Genomic DNA, 15,883 nt, shown 5'->3' with positions numbered 1-15,883 from the left:
GCGGGTTGCACCAGTCCCTGGTGCAACCCGCCGCGCACTCCGCAGAGATGGGCGCAGAGCGAAGCCGCCTCGGTGCCCTGTGGACGCACTGTCAGTCCCACCCCTCAGACTTGGGTCAACTGAGGTGCGTGAGTTCGAGCCAGTGGCGTATGCCGAGCGACGAGGATGGGTGACGTGAAGCCCGAGGTGATTCAGCAAGCAGTCAAGGACTTCTGGTCCAAGGGTGAGCAGAGGGGCCACCAGGAGGACGGCGGGAAGGCTGGCGGCGAGGCTCGCGCCAATGGGCACATCAAGGGCTTCGAGGACGCCGTGAAGGGGATCTTCCTCGACTGCGGTATCCCTGCGGGAGACATCCGGACGGGGAAGCCCTACCTGCCGGGCTACTACCGTGTTCGCAAGCAATGGGATCTGGTCGTCCTCTACAAGGAAGTCCTTGTTGCCGCCCTTGAGTTCAAATCGCAGGTGGGCAGCGTGGGCAAGAACTTCAACAATCGCTTCGAGGAGGCGTTGGGTAGCGCCACTGACCTGGCGGCCGCCCAGAAGAAGAACGGGCCCTTCGGGGCTGTACCGCCGTGGCTGGGTTACGTTTTCGTCCTCGAAGAGACGGAGGAGACCGAGAAGGTGATCAGGCAGTCTCATGCGCTGTTCGAGACCGATCCGGCCTTCAAGGGGATGTCGTACACCCAGCGCTACCAAGAGATGATCAGCCGCTTCGTGGGTGAGAACGTCTATGACATCGGGTGGTTCATCACTACGCAGAGGGCGGAGGGCGGCAGCATCACCTACAAGGAGCCTCTGCCGACGGCGACCGCGCGAACCTTGCAGGTGGCCATCGAAGGCCGGATCAAGCTGGTCAAAGCCATGCTCGGTGAGTGAGTCGTAGGTCCCTTTCCTCCAGAGGGCACCTGGAGGAAAGGGACCTACGTGCGCCGGCATACCTCCCGAGAGCTGTTGATCGCTCTAGCCGGGAAGCCCGAGGTCCTTCAAGTACGTGAGGCGCGCATTGATTGCTGCCGAGAAGTGCCTCCAATCGAGGCTCTCCACCAGCTCGATGGGCTTGGGGTCCTCAGCCGACGATGTGACGTAGCACGCGGCGTCGTAGAGCTGCTCGGCCATGAGGCGCTCGCAAAAGATCCCGAACCGGTCCTGGTACGAAGTACCGTGCCAGATCTCGTCAGATGGCAGGGCGCCCTTCGCGGTCTTGACCGGCCTCCGGGACCCTTCCCCGTCCTGCATGATGAAGAAGTAGCCGAGCCAGGGCTTCTCCTTCGGATACAGCTCGGCGATAGCTGCGCGGCGGAGGTCCACCGCGCTGCCCAGCGCTTCCTCGACCCGGTTGTTGTAGTTGTTGCCGTACGAGGGCCCGCCGAGCGCCTTCATTTCGAAGGCCGCGACGAGTACGCCCTCATGCACAACTACAAGGTCCCACTGCTTCTGTGGCCGGTAGTAGCCGGGTAGCTCCAGCCCCTGGGACTTGCTGACGCGGATGCTCTCGGCCGGGTAGCCGGCTTCGAGGAAGAACTTCGCCAAGAGGGCCGCGATCACGTCGAAGTGCTTGCCGCCGCGCACCGACCCAGCCGTGCCGGCCCCAACCGCGGCCTTGATCGCTGCCTGCTCGCTCTGTAGCTGCTTGGCGCCCCAGTACGCAGCTATGGCGTCCTCGAAGTCTTGGCGGGTGACCGTCAAGATCCGTTCCTCCTAGTCGGGCAGCTCGGCCAGTCCGTAGACGCGCAAGGCGGCTTCTGTGGCGGCCTTCACGTCGCGCTTGTCGAAGGCATCTGCGAGGGCAGCTCGGTCACTCTCGCTGATTGCTGCCGGGTCGGGCACACGGATCTTGCGGAGGTACTGTGCCTGGAATCGGAGGGTTCCCCCTCGCATCTTGACCGCGTACGCCTCCACGAACGCTTCCGCGACCTTGGACAGCAGCAGACCACCGAGTACGCGCATGTCCCAGACATCCGAGACGATGAAGTACAGGTTGTGGTGAGGGTACAGTGCGCCTTCGTCGAGGACCGGATGGATCGTCAGCTTCATGTCCGGAAACAGCAACTTGGGACGCCGCGCCAGGCGGTGGTCGACTTTGTCGATCGTCTTGTACCAGCGCCGAGGCTGCTTGACCGCCACGTACCGCTTGCGAAGTGCGGCCCCGTGCTCCTTGAAGTACGCGGAGAGCTTCGGGTAGACCGTGAGGTCGACCAGGTCGCCTTCGGCTGTCCACGGGTTGACCAGGTAGGTGCCGGTCCAGTTCAAGGTGCCGCTGGTGGTGTCCCGGACCATGGCCATGGGCAGGAGCCGGTCGTTCTCGACCAGGGCGTCGTCAGCAGTGAGGAAGACCTTGTCGGCGCCTGTGGCGATGCCGATACCGACGCGGGTCCCGGTCTGGTCGTCCTCCAGGAGCCGGAAGCGTTCGGTGAGTTCTTCGAGGAGGGCCAGCCTGGCTGGCGAGGCTGCTGGCCATGAGTCCTCGTCGGGGAACCAGTGCGGCATGCGGGCAGCCTGGAACGCAGTGGTGGTGATGGACTCCGCCGCGTCCTTCGCGTACCAGGCGGCGAAGTCGTCGGCTTGGGTGCTGCCGAATGCCCGAGTGGTGTCAGCTGCCACTGCTTCGCTCTGGGGCCGGTTCGAGATGATCGTGATCGCCGGATAGGCCGAAACCTGATCCTCGAAGGCATTTACGTCGTGCATGACCAGGGCCAGGTCCATGCTGAAGCGGCTGGTCACCATCTGTCGGAGGCGGCGGCCGTACTGGTTGCGCATCCAGCGGTCGGCGCAGATGAAGCCAAGCCGCCCCTCAGGATTGAGGCTGCGCAGCGCGACCTCGTAGAAGCCGATGTAGATGTCTGCCCTGCCGCCCATCGTGGCGCAGGCGCTGCGGTAGGCCGCCATCCGGTCGTCGGGGACGTCTTCGAGGCGGATGTACGGAGGATTGCCGACCACGTAGTCGGCTCGGTGGTCTGCATCGGGCTGGAGCAGGTAGTCACCTTGATCGACCCAGGCGGCTGCCACCTGGCGGGCTTCCTTGGCCTGCCATCCTTCGCCTACCAGCTGCTTCTCGATGACTGCGCGGCTCAGATGCACGTTGCGGTCCAGCAGATCCAGAGCGCGCACGGCCGCAAGCGCGTCCCCGAGGGGGCGATTGTGGGTACGGCAGGAGGTGCTGATCCGGGACGCGACAGCGACCAGGAAGGCGCCTGAGCCGCAGGCCGGCTCGACCAGCTTCACCTCGCAGAGGTCCTTGTCGGCCGTGTACCCGAGGAGGTCGAGGATCAGGTCGACCACCCAGCGTCGAGTGAAGACCTCGCCGTGTTCCACGGCCTCCGCGGGCAGGGCGGGAAGGTCGTGCCAGTCGATGTCAGAGAGCAGAGGAGTGGCCACGTCCATGACCCTACTAGGGCAGGTTCCGGCCACGGGTTCTGTTCACGAACGAGCGGTGTGCGCGCCGAGCCTCCCTCGGACAGTTCTGTTGCCCGAAAACGCCGAGTCTCTGCTCGACTCACTGCGACCTTGCGCCGAACTGCGCCGGAAAACGGCGCCGAAGCGCGCCGGATGTGCTTTACTTGGCATGCGACAGGTGATGGGGGTGTAGCACGTGACGGGATCCAAGCTGCCGGACTGGACCGACAAGAAGATGTCGTCCAAGGTTCGGACAGCTCTGTGGCTCGCCAGCGAGGTAGGCGAAGGGAACGTCTACACCAAGGCGCAGCTGCGCGAGGCTTTCCCCGACGTCGCCCAGATTGACCGCCGGGTACGAGAGCTGCGGGACTACGGGTGGGTCATCGCGACCAACCGTGACGACCCAGCTCTGAGGTCCCACGAGGCTCGGTTCGTGCAGGCCGGCGATCCTATTTGGCAGCCAGGCATCCGCTCCCGCGCTACACGAGAGCCTCACGCGCTCGTCCCTCTCCGTTCAGCCTCGTTCGACCGGGTCTACAAGACGCGCGCCCTACAAGAAGTTCGGCGGGCACCAGATCCGGAGGCGGTCTGGGAGCGCCTGAAGGACCTCTCTCAGGCAGAGAAATCACTCGTACTGGCTTGGATTGCCATGGGGCGCCGACCCAGCTCCCCTGCTGAACTCGCGTGGCGTGCGTTCCGCAGCCTGTCCGAGCGGCAGCGTCGTGAGACGGCCGCCAAACTCGGCGAACTGGTGAGCTCCGAGCTGTACGAGGAGGAGCTGCCGACGGCTGAAGAGCGAGGCGACGACAGCTAGCTCAAATGCTTCCGCCGGATCCCGTGTCACCTTCCACAGATCTCCGGGGTCCGGCGGATGGTCCAACCCATCTGAATGAGGAGGAGAACCATGTCCAGTATGCGCGTCCCCATGGTCGGAAGCGAGCAGCCGCCCAGGTTCGAGATGTTCGTCGCGGCCGTCGCCGTCGGATACGCGGCGGGTTACACCACCGGCATCGGCAACGAGGCCCAGCAGGTGCTCGGATTCGTGACGGTCACGGTGATCGCGTGGCTCTGGGACAAGTGGCGCCGCTGATCACCACCACGGTCAGCCGTTGATCTCCGGCCGACTCCTTATGGCCGGCCCCACGAACTTTGGGGCCGGCTAACGGAGTTCGAGCCCATATGCACCCTGTTGTGTGTCAGTGGTCGTTCCTATGGTGGAGGAATGGCTAATGGGGTGTGGCACACCGGATACGGCATAGAGATCAATCTGTCCCTGCCCGACCTCGGTCACCCGGACCGTCCCGATCTGCTCCAAGAGATCACCGCCAGCGTCTCCGAGCGTGAGCCACAACTGCTCGAATGCTTGGCGCACCACGAGAAGCGCGAGTGCCTGTCGGAGTCGGGCGGCAAGTCGCCCTGGATGTTCATTCGCCGAGGTCGTGTGGGGGGCCGGAGGCCGCTCGTCGCCTCGCACCTGCCGATCACGCACAAGGCGACGCCGGCGGAGAGCGCCCAGCACAAGGCCACCAAGGAACGGATCGTCGAGACTGCCGGACGGTACGGCCTGGAGGCCGAGGCCGAGGTTCTCGTAGCCAACCGGCGGAGCATCTCGGACGCCGTCGTCACCGGTCCCGGCGGTCTCCGGATCGGCTGGGAGATCCAGTACCACCACCTGAGCCCGAGCAGCGTGCACCGGCGCTCGGTCAACGCCGTGGAGCACGGCATCGCCCCGCTCTGGGTGGCGAAGGACCGGACGGCTTCCCTGATCGACCGCGCTCCGTGGGCGCGAGTCGACGACATGCCGTGGAAGGACATCACCGACGGCAAGGAGATGGTGATCCGCGGCGGGTATCGGCACCTCGAAGTCTGGAAGTGCGTACCCAGTAGCGATCGCCACTGCCTGGCCAGCGAGGGCGCCGGTCACTGTAGCGCGATTCACGCGGACTGGTTCGTGCCCGCGCTGTGCCTCCCGCGGCGGAAGCCCGTCCACATCGAGGACCTGGTCCTGCGGAGCGCTACGGGCGAGAGCGTCCCGGTCTACGTTCCTAGCCGAGGGAACGGCCGCGCCGGCCGGTACATGTGGGTGTCGGCCGACGACCGCGCGCTGTGGCAGGAGCTCATCGGCGAGAAGGCTCCTCTCCCGGCGGCCCCGGTCGAGGACGAGGGCGACGTGATCACCTTCGCCGCGCAGGAGGTCGACCGCACCTGCCGAGCGGGGGAGGAGGGCTGGTTCGTCAGCGACGGTCGGCCCGTCCGCGATTTCGACCAGCCGACCGGCGGCTTCACGCTTCCCCGCATGCCGGTCCAGCGCTCCCGCGACCCGATGTGGATCACCGCCGTGGAACGCGCAGCGGCCTCCGCCGCGCTGGGATGCCCGGGGTGGGAACTCGGGCTGTGTGCCGGCTGCGGCCAGCTGATGCGGCGCTACGGGCGGAACGCCGCCATGTACTGCAACGTGTGCCGGGCCGTCCTCAACGGGCGGTAGACGGCAACTGCAACCAAAACTGCAACCACCAACGTCGAAGGCCCCCACCGCAAGCGGTGGGGGCCTTCGACGTTGTGCCCGGTGAGAGCACGGCGGAGGATACGAGATTCGAACTCGTGAGGGGTTGCCCCCAACACGCTTTCCAAGCGTGCGCCCTAGGCCACTAGGCGAATCCTCCGCCGCAGACTGTACAAGACGTGGAGGGGTGCTCGCGAACTCGATCCGGGCCCGGGTGATCGGGTAGTGTGGGCGCAGCCCCTCACGTGGCGCTATCTGACTGAACTCCCCCAGGGCCGGAAGGCAGCAAGGGTAGGTTGGCTCTGGCGGGTGCGTGGGGGGCGTTGACGTTCCCGGGACGTGCGAGGAGCCAGGCGGTACGGGGACCGGGCGGAGCGACGCACGGAGCGGTGATCCCTCGCCCGAGACCCCGCCCCGGAAGCCCGCCTGGAGATCGCCGTGCGAGGGCCCGGCACGGTCCGCCGTCGAAGGTCCCGCCCGTCCTCCGGGCCGGTGCGCGGGGTGCGGTGCCGGACGCGGGCGGTGGGCCGGCGCCGGATGTCGGTCGGCTCCGATACGGTCGTACCCGTGTCGTCCCTCGCCCTGTATCGCCGCTATCGCCCCGAGACCTTCTCCGAGGTCATCGGGCAGGAGCATGTCACCGACCCCCTGCAGCAGGCGCTGCGCAACAGTAGGGTCAACCACGCGTACCTGTTCAGCGGGCCGCGCGGCTGCGGCAAGACGACCAGTGCGCGCATCCTCGCGCGCTGCCTGAACTGCAAGCAGGGCCCGACCCCGAACCCGTGCGGTACCTGCCAGTCCTGCCTCGACCTGGCGCGCAACGGCGGCGGCTCGATCGACGTGATCGAGATCGACGCGGCCTCACACGGCGGTGTGGACGACGCCCGCGACCTGCGGGAGAAGGCGTTCTTCGGCCCCGCTTCCAGCCGCTACAAGATCTACATCATCGACGAGGCCCACATGGTCACCCCGGCGGGTTTCAACGCCCTGCTGAAGGTGGTCGAGGAGCCCCCGGAGCACCTCAAGTTCATCTTCGCCACCACGGAGCCGGAGAAGGTGATCGGGACCATCCGGTCCCGCACCCACCACTACCCCTTCCGGCTGGTGCCGCCCGGCACCCTCCGTGACTACCTGGCGGACGTCTGCGGGCGGGAGTCCATCCCGGTCGAGGAGACGGTCCTGCCGCTGGTGGTGCGGGCCGGCGGCGGCTCGGTGCGGGACTCGATGTCCGTCATGGACCAGCTGCTCTCCGGCGCCGCCGAGGACGGCGTCACCTACGCGATGGCGACGGCCCTGCTCGGCTACACCGACGGTGCCCTGCTCGACTCCGTCGTGGACGCCTTCGCGGCCGGTGACGGTGCCGCGGCGTTCGAGGTGGTCGACCGGGTCATCGAGGGCGGCCACGATCCGCGCCGCTTCGTGACCGACCTGCTGGAGCGGCTGCGGGACCTGGTCATCCTGGCCGCCGTCCCGGAGGCTGCCGGGAAGGGGCTGATCGACGCCCCCGCCGATGTGGTGGAGCGCATGCAGCGGCAGGCGACCGGACTCGGCGCCGCGGAGCTGAGCCGGGCCGCTGACCTGGTGAACACCGGGCTCACCGAGATGCGCGGCGCGACCTCGCCGCGGCTTCAGCTGGAGCTGATCTGCGCCCGGGTGCTGCTGCCCGCCGCCTACTCCGACGAACGCTCGCTCCAGTCGCGCCTGGACCGGCTGGAGCGGCTCGGTCCCCAGCTTCCCGGAGCCGCCGCGCCGATCGCCGGGCCTTCGCCGCAGGCAGGCCACGCCCCGCCCGCCGGGCCTGCTCCCGCACCGGCCGCTCCGGCGCCTTCCGCTCCGGTGCCGGAGCCCACCCCGCAGCAGCCCGCCCCGCCGCTGCAGGCGGCCGACTCCGGGGTGCAGGGCGCCGGGCCCACTCCGGTCGACCCAACCGGGACCGGGCAAGCCGGTGCGCCGGGCCAGCGGCCCGGAGCCTGGCCGACCACCGGGAGCGGCGGGAGCGGTGCCGGAGGTGCCGCTCCCACCGGCGGTCAGCGGCCCGGTGCGTGGCCGACGGCGGGTTCCGCCGCCGCTCCCGCGAGCGGCTCCCCGGCCGCTCCGGCGCCCGCAGCTCCGGGCCCGGTCCCCGGCGGCCCGTCCGCTCAGCCTGCCGCGGCGGGCGGGGGCAACGTCGCCCAGGTGCGCCAGATGTGGCCGGACATCCTGGACGCCGTGAAGAGCCGCCGTCGTTTCACGTGGATCCTGCTCAGCCAGAACGCACAGGTCAGCGCGTTCGACGGGGCGACCCTGCAACTGGGGTTCGCCAACCCCGGGGCCCGGGACAGCTTCATCGGGGGCGGCAGTGAGGAAGTGCTGCGCACGGCGCTGAGCGAGCAGTTCGGGGTGCAGTGGAAGGTTGAGGCGGTGGTCGACTCCGCCGGAGGCGGGACGGGAGGCGGTACGGCCCCGCCGTCCGGACCCCCGGGCGGCGGCTACTCGGGCGGTCCCTCCGGCGGCTACGGGGGCGGGTACTCGGAGGCTTCCGGCAGCCACTCCGGTGGCGGAGTCTCCGGAGGCGGCCCCTCCGCGCCAGCCGCCCCGCCCGCGCCCACCGCGTATCCGGGCCCGGAGACCGGTGCGGGGCCCGCCGAAGGGGCCGCATCCCGTCCGGCCGCGGCTCCGCGCGCCCCCGAGCCACGCCAGGCCGCCCCCGCGCCGCCCGCGCCCCGGGCGCACGTCTCGGCTGAGGACGACACCCCGCAGGCCGACGACCCGGACCTGGACGAGTCCGCGATGACCGGCCACGACCTCATCGTCCGCGAGCTGGGCGCCACCGTGGTGGAGGAGATCACCCACGACTGAGACGGACGCGGAGGGTGCCGAACGCGTAGGCTCAGCACAGCAGGACATGGACCAGACGCAGTCGACACCCAGGAGCTGAACCGTGTTTCCCGGTGGTGGCCAGCCCGATATGCAGCAGTTGCTGCAGCAGGCGCAGAAGATGCAGCAGGACCTCGCGGCAGCTCAGCAGGAGCTGGCCGAGACATCCGTCGAGGGCTCCGCCGGGGGCGGTCTGGTGAAGGCGACGGTGACGGGCTCCGGGGAGCTCAAGGGCCTCGTCATCGACCCCGAGGTGGTGGACCCGACGGACACCGAGACGCTCGCCGACCTGGTGCTCGCCGCCGTGCGGGACGCCACCGGCACTGCGGAGCAGCTGCAGCAGACCAAGCTCGGCCCGCTGGCCCAGGGGCTCGGGGGCATGCCGGGGCTGCCGACCTGACGCCCCGCGGTGGCCGGGCCGGGCAAGAAGGCGCACCCGCGCCCGGCACAGCCGGAACCGGTGCATCCGGGCCGTTCGGGCAGTACGGCTGAGTAGAATCAGCCCCGAAGCAGCGGACCGGCGGGAGCAGGTCGGCAGAAGGAGTCAGCGACCGTGTACGAAGGCGTGGTTCAGGACCTCATCGACGAACTGGGCAGGCTGCCCGGCGTCGGTCCCAAGAGCGCCCAGCGGATCGCTTTCCACGTCCTCCAGTCCGAGACGACGGACGTCCGGCGGCTCGCCCACGCCCTCACCGAGGTGAAGGCGAAGGTCCGGTTCTGCGAGGTGTGCGGCAACGTCGCCCAGGAGGAGCGTTGCCGGGTCTGCCTCGACCCGCGCCGGGACCGCACGATGATCTGCGTGGTCGAGGAGCCCAAGGACGTCGTGGCGATCGAGCGGACCCGTGAGTTCCGCGGCTGCTACCACGTGCTGGGCGGAGCCATCAGCCCGATCGAGGGCATCGGCCCGGACGACCTGCGGATAAGGGAGCTGCTGGCCAGACTGGCCGACGGCGCGGTCACCGAGCTGATCCTGGCGACCGACCCGAATCTCGAAGGCGAGGCCACCGCCACCTACCTGGCGCGGATGGTCTCGGCGATGGGCCTGCGGGTCACCCGTCTGGCCAGCGGTCTGCCCGTCGGGGGAGACTTGGAGTACGCCGATGAGGTCACGTTGGGACGTGCCTTCGAGGGGAGAAGGTTGCTTGATGTCTGAGACCACGCAGCTCCACGGCACGCCCGGCATGTCCAGCCCGGACGACTTCGCGGTGCAGATCTCCGACCAGGTCAGAAGCTTCGTCCTCGCCGTGACCGAGGTCGCCAGGGGCGACGACCCGGACAGCGCGGTGCCCTACCTCCTGCTGGAGGTCTCACAGATCCTTCTCGCCGGCGGGCGCCTGGGCGCACACGAGGACATCATCCCGGACGAGCGGTACGAGGCGGACACCGGTCCGGAGCCGGACGTCGACGACATCCGGCAGCGGCTCGCGGAGCTGCTCGCCCCGGTCGACGTCTACTCGGAGGTCTTCGACCCGTACGTCCCGCGCAGCGCGCCGGTCCCCTGCCGGATCTCCGACGACCTCGCCGACGTGCTGACGGACCTGCGGCACGGCATGGCCCACTACTCCGAGGGACGCGTCTCCGAGGCGCTGTGGTGGTGGCAGTTCTCCTACCTCTCCAACTGGGGACCGACGGCATCGGCTGCTCTCCGCGCGCTCCAGTCACTGGTGGCGCACGTCCGGCTGGCCACCCCGCTGGAGGAGCTGAAGGGCCTCGACACGGACAGCGAGGCCGTGGGGGACGACGGGCAGTTGGAGCGCGAGGCCGGCGAGGTCATGGCCGCCGAGATCGGCCTCCCGCTGGGGCTCAAGCCGACCGACTGACGAGACGTTCCGACCGACCGACGAGGGGCCGCGGTCGGCGCTTCTGAAGCGTCCGTCCCGTCCCGTCCCCGGCCCCTCGTCAGCCGCCCCTCCGGCTTCGTCGTGCCCACTTCCTCAGACCGGCCTGTGCCCCGCGTTCGCGGTCCGCTGTCCGGTCTGCCCGCGCGCCGCCCGATCACCGGATGAACGTACGGTGATGCGGGTACCACAGGTGGTCGAATACGGGGTTGCGCTCGGATTCCCTGGGCTATTCGCCGGTGGAAATCGCGGCATCCCGGGTGGGAAGACAAGTCAGCAGGCGGCATTTCAAGGCAGGTCGCAGCGCTTTCCTCGTTGATGTCGGATGCGCCTCCGCCCCCGCCTTCCTGGATCTTCCGGACAGGCTGCTGGGATAGCGTGAGGGGAATGCTGTTCGCGCCGGTGCGGCGGCGTCCGGCGGATCGCCGCGGCGTCGTTCCCTCTGCGGCCGGTCCAGGATCTCCGGTCGCACCGGAGGGCGTGCGAGGGACTGAGCTGCGGCATCGCCCCGAGGGGACGGGGGCTGTTGCCCGGGGTGGCTCTTGTTGCCCCCCGGTATAGGAAAAGGCGTCCGGCGGGGTAGTGAGGAGCCGCTTTCGGGCTGCGGCAGCGCAGAGGGTGCGGGGTCGGTCTTCCGTGTGCCTTGTGGCAGGTTGTCCGCGATATCAGGAAATTGCGAATTACCCCGTGGGCTGGGCGCGGCACATGCGGAATCGAGCGTTGCCACAATCTCGGTCACTGAGCGGACGGTCACCTGCGGGTTTGCGGTGGATGTGTGGGCAATAGCGGGCACGGGGTTTCGGAGAGCGCTCCCGAGGAATGCGTACCTCGCCAAGTACCAGCAAAGTCCAGGGAGTTGCATATGCCCCGAAGAAACCTCCGCCGAGCGGCAGCAGTGACCTTCACGGTCGCCTGCGGACTCGCCGTCCTGCCGGCCGCCGCTCCGGCCGGTGCCGAGGTCTCGGAGGCCGGCGAGCACTGCATCGGAGGGCTCAACGGCGAGGCACAGCAGTGCTTCGCCACCTTCACCGAAGCGGTGGCGGTCGCGACTGACGGGCAGGTCACCGACGCCCCGGCCTCCGCCCGTGCCGCCGCCACGGACGGCGGCTTCAAGGCCGAGCTCCGCGCCGGTGCCGAGACCGCGGTCAAGTCCGGTGCGCAGGGCGCCCCCAGGGCGCAGGTGATGGGCGACATCATCCAGGGGACCTTCTTCGAGCACGAGGACTACGGCGGCGCCACGTTCACCGTCTACGGCGACGGTCTCTGCGAGAAGGACGGCTGGGTCGACTACAGCTTCACCTTCCCGGACGACTGGAAGAACATCATCAGCTCGGTCCAGCCCTGGGCCGGCTGCTGGCTGTGGCTCTACCCGGAGCCGGACCTCGGCGGCGACCGGGACGGACCATTCAAGGAGAACACCTCCTACATCGGCTCCTTCATGAACGACCGCACCCGGTCCGTCGGCTTCAGCTGAGGCGACGCCGCCTGCGGCACGCCCGCTCCGGTCGGCACCGGACCTGTTCCCCACGCACGGGCCGTGCTCCCACCCGGCGGACCCGGGGGCCGTTCCGAAGGGGCGGCGCCGGTGCACCGGACCGGCGAGCGTCCTCGCCCCGTACCTCCCCGCCTGTGTGCCATCCCCCACCACCCCACACCGGAGGACACTCATGCGCAGCAGAAGAATCCGCACCACACTCGCGCTGACAGCGGTCGCGGCGATCGGCAGCCTGGCCTTCGCCCCCACCGCCAGTGCCGACCACCAGGACGGCCCGACCAATCGCGAGCTGCTGGACAAGTGCGACAACGGCACCAACGTCTGCGTCTTCCACCCCTCGGGTCCGCCGGACGTCTTCATGGGCGACCGCCACCAGGTCGGTGACTCGACCTACAACTGCACCCCGGACAGTCAGCGTTCCTCGGTGAGCTGGTCCGACACCACCGGCGAGTCCAACAGCCTCGGGGTGTCGCTGAGCGCCGAGTACGGCTTCTCCGAGGTCTTCAAGGTCAGCATCGAGACGAGCTTCGAGCACACCTGGTCCAGCTCGCACACCGAGACGGAGACCACGTTCATCGAGGTGCGTCCGGGCGAGATCGGCTGGGTCACCCGGGAGGCCCAGATGCAGCGGGTCGACGGCACCTACGAGATGCACTTCGAGGACCCGTACTACGGGCACTACATCTGGTACCTGCCGTTCACGGCCGAGGGCCCGATGCCCGACGCGCCCAGCACCAAGACCCAGCACACCCGGCAGATGACCGACGGCGAGCGTCAGCAGTACTGCGGCTGACCCCCACTACTGCGGCTGGCACCCGTCCGGCCGCGCGGACAGCCGAGGGCCTGACCACCCCCCACGGGTACGCACGGGGTCGGGCCCTCGGCGCCTGCGCGGGGCCGTTCCGCGCGGTCAGAGCCGCAGCCGCTCACCGCGGAACCGGCCGCTGAGCGCCCGGTCGTGCGACACGACCACCACCGCACCGCCGAACGACTCCAGCGCCGTCTCCAACTCCTCGACGAGAGCGGGCGCGAGGTGGTTGGTCGGTTCGTCGAGCAGCATCAGCCGCGGCGCCGAGGCCAGCAGGCAGGCCAGGCCGAGCCGGGCCCGGTTGCCGCCGGAAAGGCTGTGCAGCGGGCGGTCCCGGTCGAGTCCGCCGAGGCCGAGGGCGTGCAGCGACCTCTCCGTCCGCGCGTCGGCCTCGTAGCCACCGCGCTCCTCGAAGACGTGGAGGAGCGCACCGTACTCGGAGAGCAGCGGAGCGGCCGTGGCCGCCGGGTCCTCGGAAGCGGCGGAGTCCTCCAGGAGCGTCGCCGATCGGCGCAACCGGGTCTCGATCGTGCGGAGTTCGGCCAGGGCCGCGTCGATCGTCCGCTGCACGGGGAGGTGGCCGGGCAGGTCGATGGTCTGCCCGAGGTGACCGGTGCCGCCGCCTCCGTCCGAGACGGTCACCGTCCCGTCGTCCGGCGGCTCCGCTCCGGCGAGCAGCCGCAGCAGGGTGGACTTCCCCGAGCCGTTGTCCCCCACGACGCAGAGCCGCTCGCCGGGGCGGACGGTCAGGCTGACGTCGTCAAGGACGAGGTGGTCCGCGTAGGACTTCGAGACGCCTCGCAGGGCGAGTTGGACGGGCAAGGGAGACCTCCGTGCGGCAGGACGGGCGGGGCGGTACGCGACACGGGTCTCGCCTCATCGCTGCGGCCCTCCTGGGTCGGGGATCCTTGCCGCGACCACGGTGGCACGGTGCGCTCCGGGCGGCAACCGGATTCCGCCCCGGACCTCGGCCGCGCCGTTCGGAGGGCGCTCCCGGGGCGCCCGGGTCCGCCGCGTGCTGCTCCGGCTGCGGCGGATGCTGCGCGGAGCGCGGACCGCGTCGCGCTCCGTCCCGCGAGAATGATCGTGTGGCATACGCCAATGGCATGAAGGGCGTCGACGGCATGGACAGGCCAACCGGACGCCGCCGCGCACCCCGCCCGGCGGCCGTGCGATGCAGGCACCCGGGGAGCGCTCACCTGCGCGGAAGCCCGGGGGCGAACCCCCTGCGGCACTCTCCCGGCTGGGGGGCCGCTGCATCGGCGCAGGACAGCCGGTCGTCGAGAACGGCCTGATCTGTGCCCCGGGCACCTGCCGAACGCGGATGCGCGCGCACTTTAGACAACAGAGGAGGCCGTGCGTCGCAAAACGGCAGAACTCACTCGGGAGTGCAGCACGTTCCGTAACTTCTCCCTCACCGGTACTCCAGCGGGGAGTGCGGCGACGCGGAGGGGGCGGCGTGCCCGGAATCGACGAGTGCCTGCTGGAGGCCATGGTCCTGCCCGGCGCGCGCGGTGCCGCGGTGGTGGACTGGACGAGCGGCCTCGCGCTCGGCACCGTCGGCGAGTCGCCGGTGGGAGACCACGAGGCCACTGCCGCGGAGACCGCCGAGTTCGCGAGGATGGCCACCGAGCACCCCTCGTTCGCCGCACCGGAGGGCTCCGCCGGGCGCCGCGAGGGGCCCGGCGCCCGGAGCGGACGCGGGACGGCCTTCTCGGAGGCGCTCGGCAAGGGCCTGCCGGTGGAGGACGTCATCGTCACCTCACGGGCCGGCTACCACCTGCTGCGGTTCGTCGAGACCACCTTCGACAGCAGTGTGTTCCTCCACCTCTGGCTCGACCGGGACGAGGGGAACCTGGCCCTGGCCCGGATCCGGCTCGGGGAACTCGCCGACCGGTTGGTGCTGGTGTGACCACGATCGAGGCCGAGGCCCCTGTGACCATCGACAGACGTCCGGACCCCGCCGGACGCCACGCCGAACCGCCGAAGCCCACCGCGCCCCCGCCCGCACCCCCGGCCGCCGCTCCGCCCCCGCCGTCCGCCCCCTCGACGCCCCCGCGTCCGCGGTACCGCCCCGGCGCCCCGTCCCCGGACGCCGCGCCGCCGGAGGCCCCGTCCCAGGTGCGGGCGCCGGCGACCGACCTTGCGGACCTGGCCGGGCAGCGCGCCACCGGGGCGGTCCTGAGCGATGCCGGCGCCCTGTACCTCGTCGACGGCGAGGTGGTGCACGCGGAGAGCGCGGCCACCCCCGATCTGGAGGTGCTGCTGGTCCGCACCGGACGGCTGGCCGCCACCGGTTGGCAGCAGGCGGTGGACGCCGGCGGCGCGGACTGCCGTGTCGGTCAGGTGCTCGTGGAGTCCGGCCTGGTCGGCCGGGGCGAGCTGGAGATCTGCCATCTGTGCGCCCTGTTCGACGCCGCGTTCTTCGTCCTCACCTCGTCCGGCAGACCGGCGCGGTTCCGCAGCGGTGTCCGCCACTGGCTCGGCACGGTCCGTCCCGTCGGGGTCGCCCGGGTGGAGCGGGAGAGCCTGCGCCGCAGCCGACTGCTCGCCCACCTCTGGCCGCGACCGGACGTCGACGACGCCCCGGTCCGCTGCCCGCCGCCCGAGCCCGCGGACTCCGTGGACGGCGCGGGGCCGCGCCACGGGCGCCACAGCGCCGGCGGGAGTCCGGGGGCGGATTCCGCGCGCACCGGCGGGGCGGCCACCCGTCCGGCCGGCGTCAGCCGGCGCCAGCAGGAGGTGCTCGACCAGGCCGACGGTACCCGGACGGCCTCGGACATCGCCCGCGCTCTCGGTCGGCCCGCCTTCCACACCCTGGTCGAGGTGCGGCGCCTCACCGCGGCCGGCCTGCTCGAAGCGCCGCGCGCACCGGACCGGCAGGCCGCCGCCCCGTCCGTGCCGACCTGGGTCGCGGAGATCCCGACCGACCCGGACACCGCGCTGCTGCGCCGTATTCGTGACGCCCTGGAGGCAAGTCTGTGAGACCT

The 15,883-nt window shown here is 70.1% G+C and carries 15 protein-coding genes, 1 tRNA gene and 1 other RNA gene; 13 read left to right on the top strand and 4 right to left on the bottom strand.

The window, feature by feature from the left end:
• Positions 1-174: 174 nt before the first annotated feature.
• Positions 175-876: a PaeR7I family type II restriction endonuclease gene (locus H300_RS26500; protein ID WP_158678357.1), complete on the top strand. Its 702-nt coding sequence runs from the start codon at positions 175-177 to the stop codon at positions 874-876.
• 84 nt (positions 877-960) lie between these two features.
• Here H300_RS26500 and H300_RS0111940 read toward each other — a convergent pair whose 3' ends face one another.
• Both H300_RS0111940 and H300_RS0111935 read right to left on the bottom strand, forming a co-directional pair.
• Positions 961-1,686, bottom strand: a complete 726-nt coding sequence (locus tag H300_RS0111940; protein ID WP_028427605.1) for a PaeR7I family type II restriction endonuclease — start codon at positions 1,684-1,686, stop codon at positions 961-963.
• A 12-nt stretch (positions 1,687-1,698) separates the two neighbouring features.
• Positions 1,699-3,381: an Eco57I restriction-modification methylase domain-containing protein gene (locus H300_RS0111935; protein WP_078515924.1), complete on the bottom strand. Its 1,683-nt coding sequence runs from the start codon at positions 3,379-3,381 to the stop codon at positions 1,699-1,701.
• Between the two features lie 208 nt (positions 3,382-3,589).
• Here H300_RS0111935 and H300_RS29265 point away from each other — a divergent pair, with 208 nt between their 5' ends.
• The 3 genes from H300_RS29265 to H300_RS0111920 all read left to right on the top strand — a co-directional run bounded on the left by H300_RS29265 (position 3,590) and on the right by H300_RS0111920 (position 5,878).
• Entirely contained in the window at positions 3,590-4,207 is a 618-nt protein-coding gene (locus H300_RS29265) for a hypothetical protein (RefSeq protein ID WP_486583713.1), read from the top strand.
• Positions 4,208-4,297: 90 nt separating this feature from the next.
• Entirely contained in the window at positions 4,298-4,483 is a 186-nt protein-coding gene (locus H300_RS0111925) for a hypothetical protein (protein WP_028427603.1), read from the top strand.
• A gap of 132 nt (positions 4,484-4,615) precedes the next feature.
• Positions 4,616-5,878 carry a competence protein CoiA family protein gene (locus H300_RS0111920; RefSeq protein ID WP_486583712.1) on the top strand — a complete coding sequence of 421 codons (1,263 nt, stop codon included), beginning with the start codon at positions 4,616-4,618 and terminating at the stop codon, positions 5,876-5,878.
• Between the two features lie 93 nt (positions 5,879-5,971).
• On the opposite strand, the gene H300_RS0111915 is transcribed toward H300_RS0111920, so the two are convergent.
• Positions 5,972-6,056, bottom strand: a tRNA-Ser gene (locus tag H300_RS0111915).
• 72 nt (positions 6,057-6,128) lie between these two features.
• Here H300_RS0111915 and ffs point away from each other — a divergent pair.
• The 7 genes from ffs to H300_RS0111885 all read left to right on the top strand — a co-directional run bounded on the left by ffs (position 6,129) and on the right by H300_RS0111885 (position 12,878).
• Positions 6,129-6,227, top strand: an RNA gene (gene ffs, locus H300_RS30120) — signal recognition particle sRNA small type.
• A gap of 236 nt (positions 6,228-6,463) precedes the next feature.
• Positions 6,464-8,734 carry a DNA polymerase III subunit gamma and tau gene (locus H300_RS0111910; RefSeq protein WP_028427601.1) on the top strand — a complete coding sequence of 757 codons (2,271 nt, stop codon included), beginning with the start codon at positions 6,464-6,466 and terminating at the stop codon, positions 8,732-8,734.
• 82 nt (positions 8,735-8,816) lie between these two features.
• Positions 8,817-9,152 (top strand): YbaB/EbfC family nucleoid-associated protein, encoded by a 336-nt coding sequence (locus tag H300_RS0111905; RefSeq protein ID WP_078515923.1) that lies wholly within the window; start codon positions 8,817-8,819, stop codon positions 9,150-9,152.
• 153 nt (positions 9,153-9,305) lie between these two features.
• Positions 9,306-9,905, top strand: coding sequence for a recombination mediator RecR (recR, locus tag H300_RS0111900; protein ID WP_028427599.1), 600 nt, complete (start codon positions 9,306-9,308; stop codon positions 9,903-9,905).
• Entirely contained in the window at positions 9,898-10,572 is a 675-nt protein-coding gene (locus H300_RS0111895) for a DUF5063 domain-containing protein (protein WP_028427598.1), read from the top strand. Before recR ends, H300_RS0111895 begins: the two co-directional genes overlap by 8 nt.
• 880 nt (positions 10,573-11,452) lie before the next feature.
• On the top strand, positions 11,453-12,064 hold the full coding sequence (locus tag H300_RS0111890) for a hypothetical protein (protein WP_028427597.1): 612 nt from the start codon (positions 11,453-11,455) through the stop codon (positions 12,062-12,064).
• Between the two features lie 193 nt (positions 12,065-12,257).
• Positions 12,258-12,878: a hypothetical protein gene (locus tag H300_RS0111885; RefSeq protein WP_037980038.1), complete on the top strand. Its 621-nt coding sequence runs from the start codon at positions 12,258-12,260 to the stop codon at positions 12,876-12,878.
• Positions 12,879-12,995: 117 nt separating this feature from the next.
• Here the strand turns inward: H300_RS0111885 and H300_RS26490 are convergent, their stop codons facing one another.
• Entirely contained in the window at positions 12,996-13,715 is a 720-nt protein-coding gene (locus H300_RS26490) for an ATP-binding cassette domain-containing protein (protein WP_051269968.1), read from the bottom strand.
• A 637-nt stretch (positions 13,716-14,352) separates the two neighbouring features.
• On the opposite strand from H300_RS26490, the gene H300_RS0111875 reads away from it, so the two are divergent.
• Both H300_RS0111875 and H300_RS0111870 read left to right on the top strand, forming a co-directional pair.
• Positions 14,353-14,805: a hypothetical protein gene (locus H300_RS0111875; RefSeq protein WP_028427595.1), complete on the top strand. Its 453-nt coding sequence runs from the start codon at positions 14,353-14,355 to the stop codon at positions 14,803-14,805.
• Positions 14,802-15,878, top strand: coding sequence for a transcriptional regulator (locus H300_RS0111870; protein WP_486583710.1), 1,077 nt, complete (start codon positions 14,802-14,804; stop codon positions 15,876-15,878). The genes H300_RS0111875 and H300_RS0111870 overlap by 4 nt, the downstream gene beginning before the upstream one ends.
• The last annotated feature ends 5 nt before the right edge of the window (positions 15,879-15,883 follow it).

The sequence above is a fragment of the Streptomyces sp. TAA040 genome, assembly GCF_000424845.1.
Note: the sequence above shows the minus strand (reverse complement) of the source record. Positions and strands in the feature narration are given on the sequence as shown.

Excerpts from the sequence above, each read along its gene's own strand:
- H300_RS0111935 (WP_078515924.1), bottom strand. The coding sequence starts at position 3,381 with ATGGACGTGGCCACTCCTCTGCTCTCTGACATCGACTGGCACGACCTT.
- H300_RS0111925 (WP_028427603.1), top strand. The coding sequence starts at position 4,298 with ATGTCCAGTATGCGCGTCCCCATGGTCGGAAGCGAGCAGCCGCCCAGG.
- H300_RS0111920 (WP_486583712.1), top strand. The coding sequence starts at position 4,616 with ATGGCTAATGGGGTGTGGCACACCGGATACGGCATAGAGATCAATCTG.
- H300_RS0111895 (WP_028427598.1), top strand. The coding sequence starts at position 9,898 with ATGTCTGAGACCACGCAGCTCCACGGCACGCCCGGCATGTCCAGCCCG.
- H300_RS0111890 (WP_028427597.1), top strand. The coding sequence starts at position 11,453 with ATGCCCCGAAGAAACCTCCGCCGAGCGGCAGCAGTGACCTTCACGGTC.
- H300_RS0111885 (WP_037980038.1), top strand. The coding sequence starts at position 12,258 with ATGCGCAGCAGAAGAATCCGCACCACACTCGCGCTGACAGCGGTCGCG.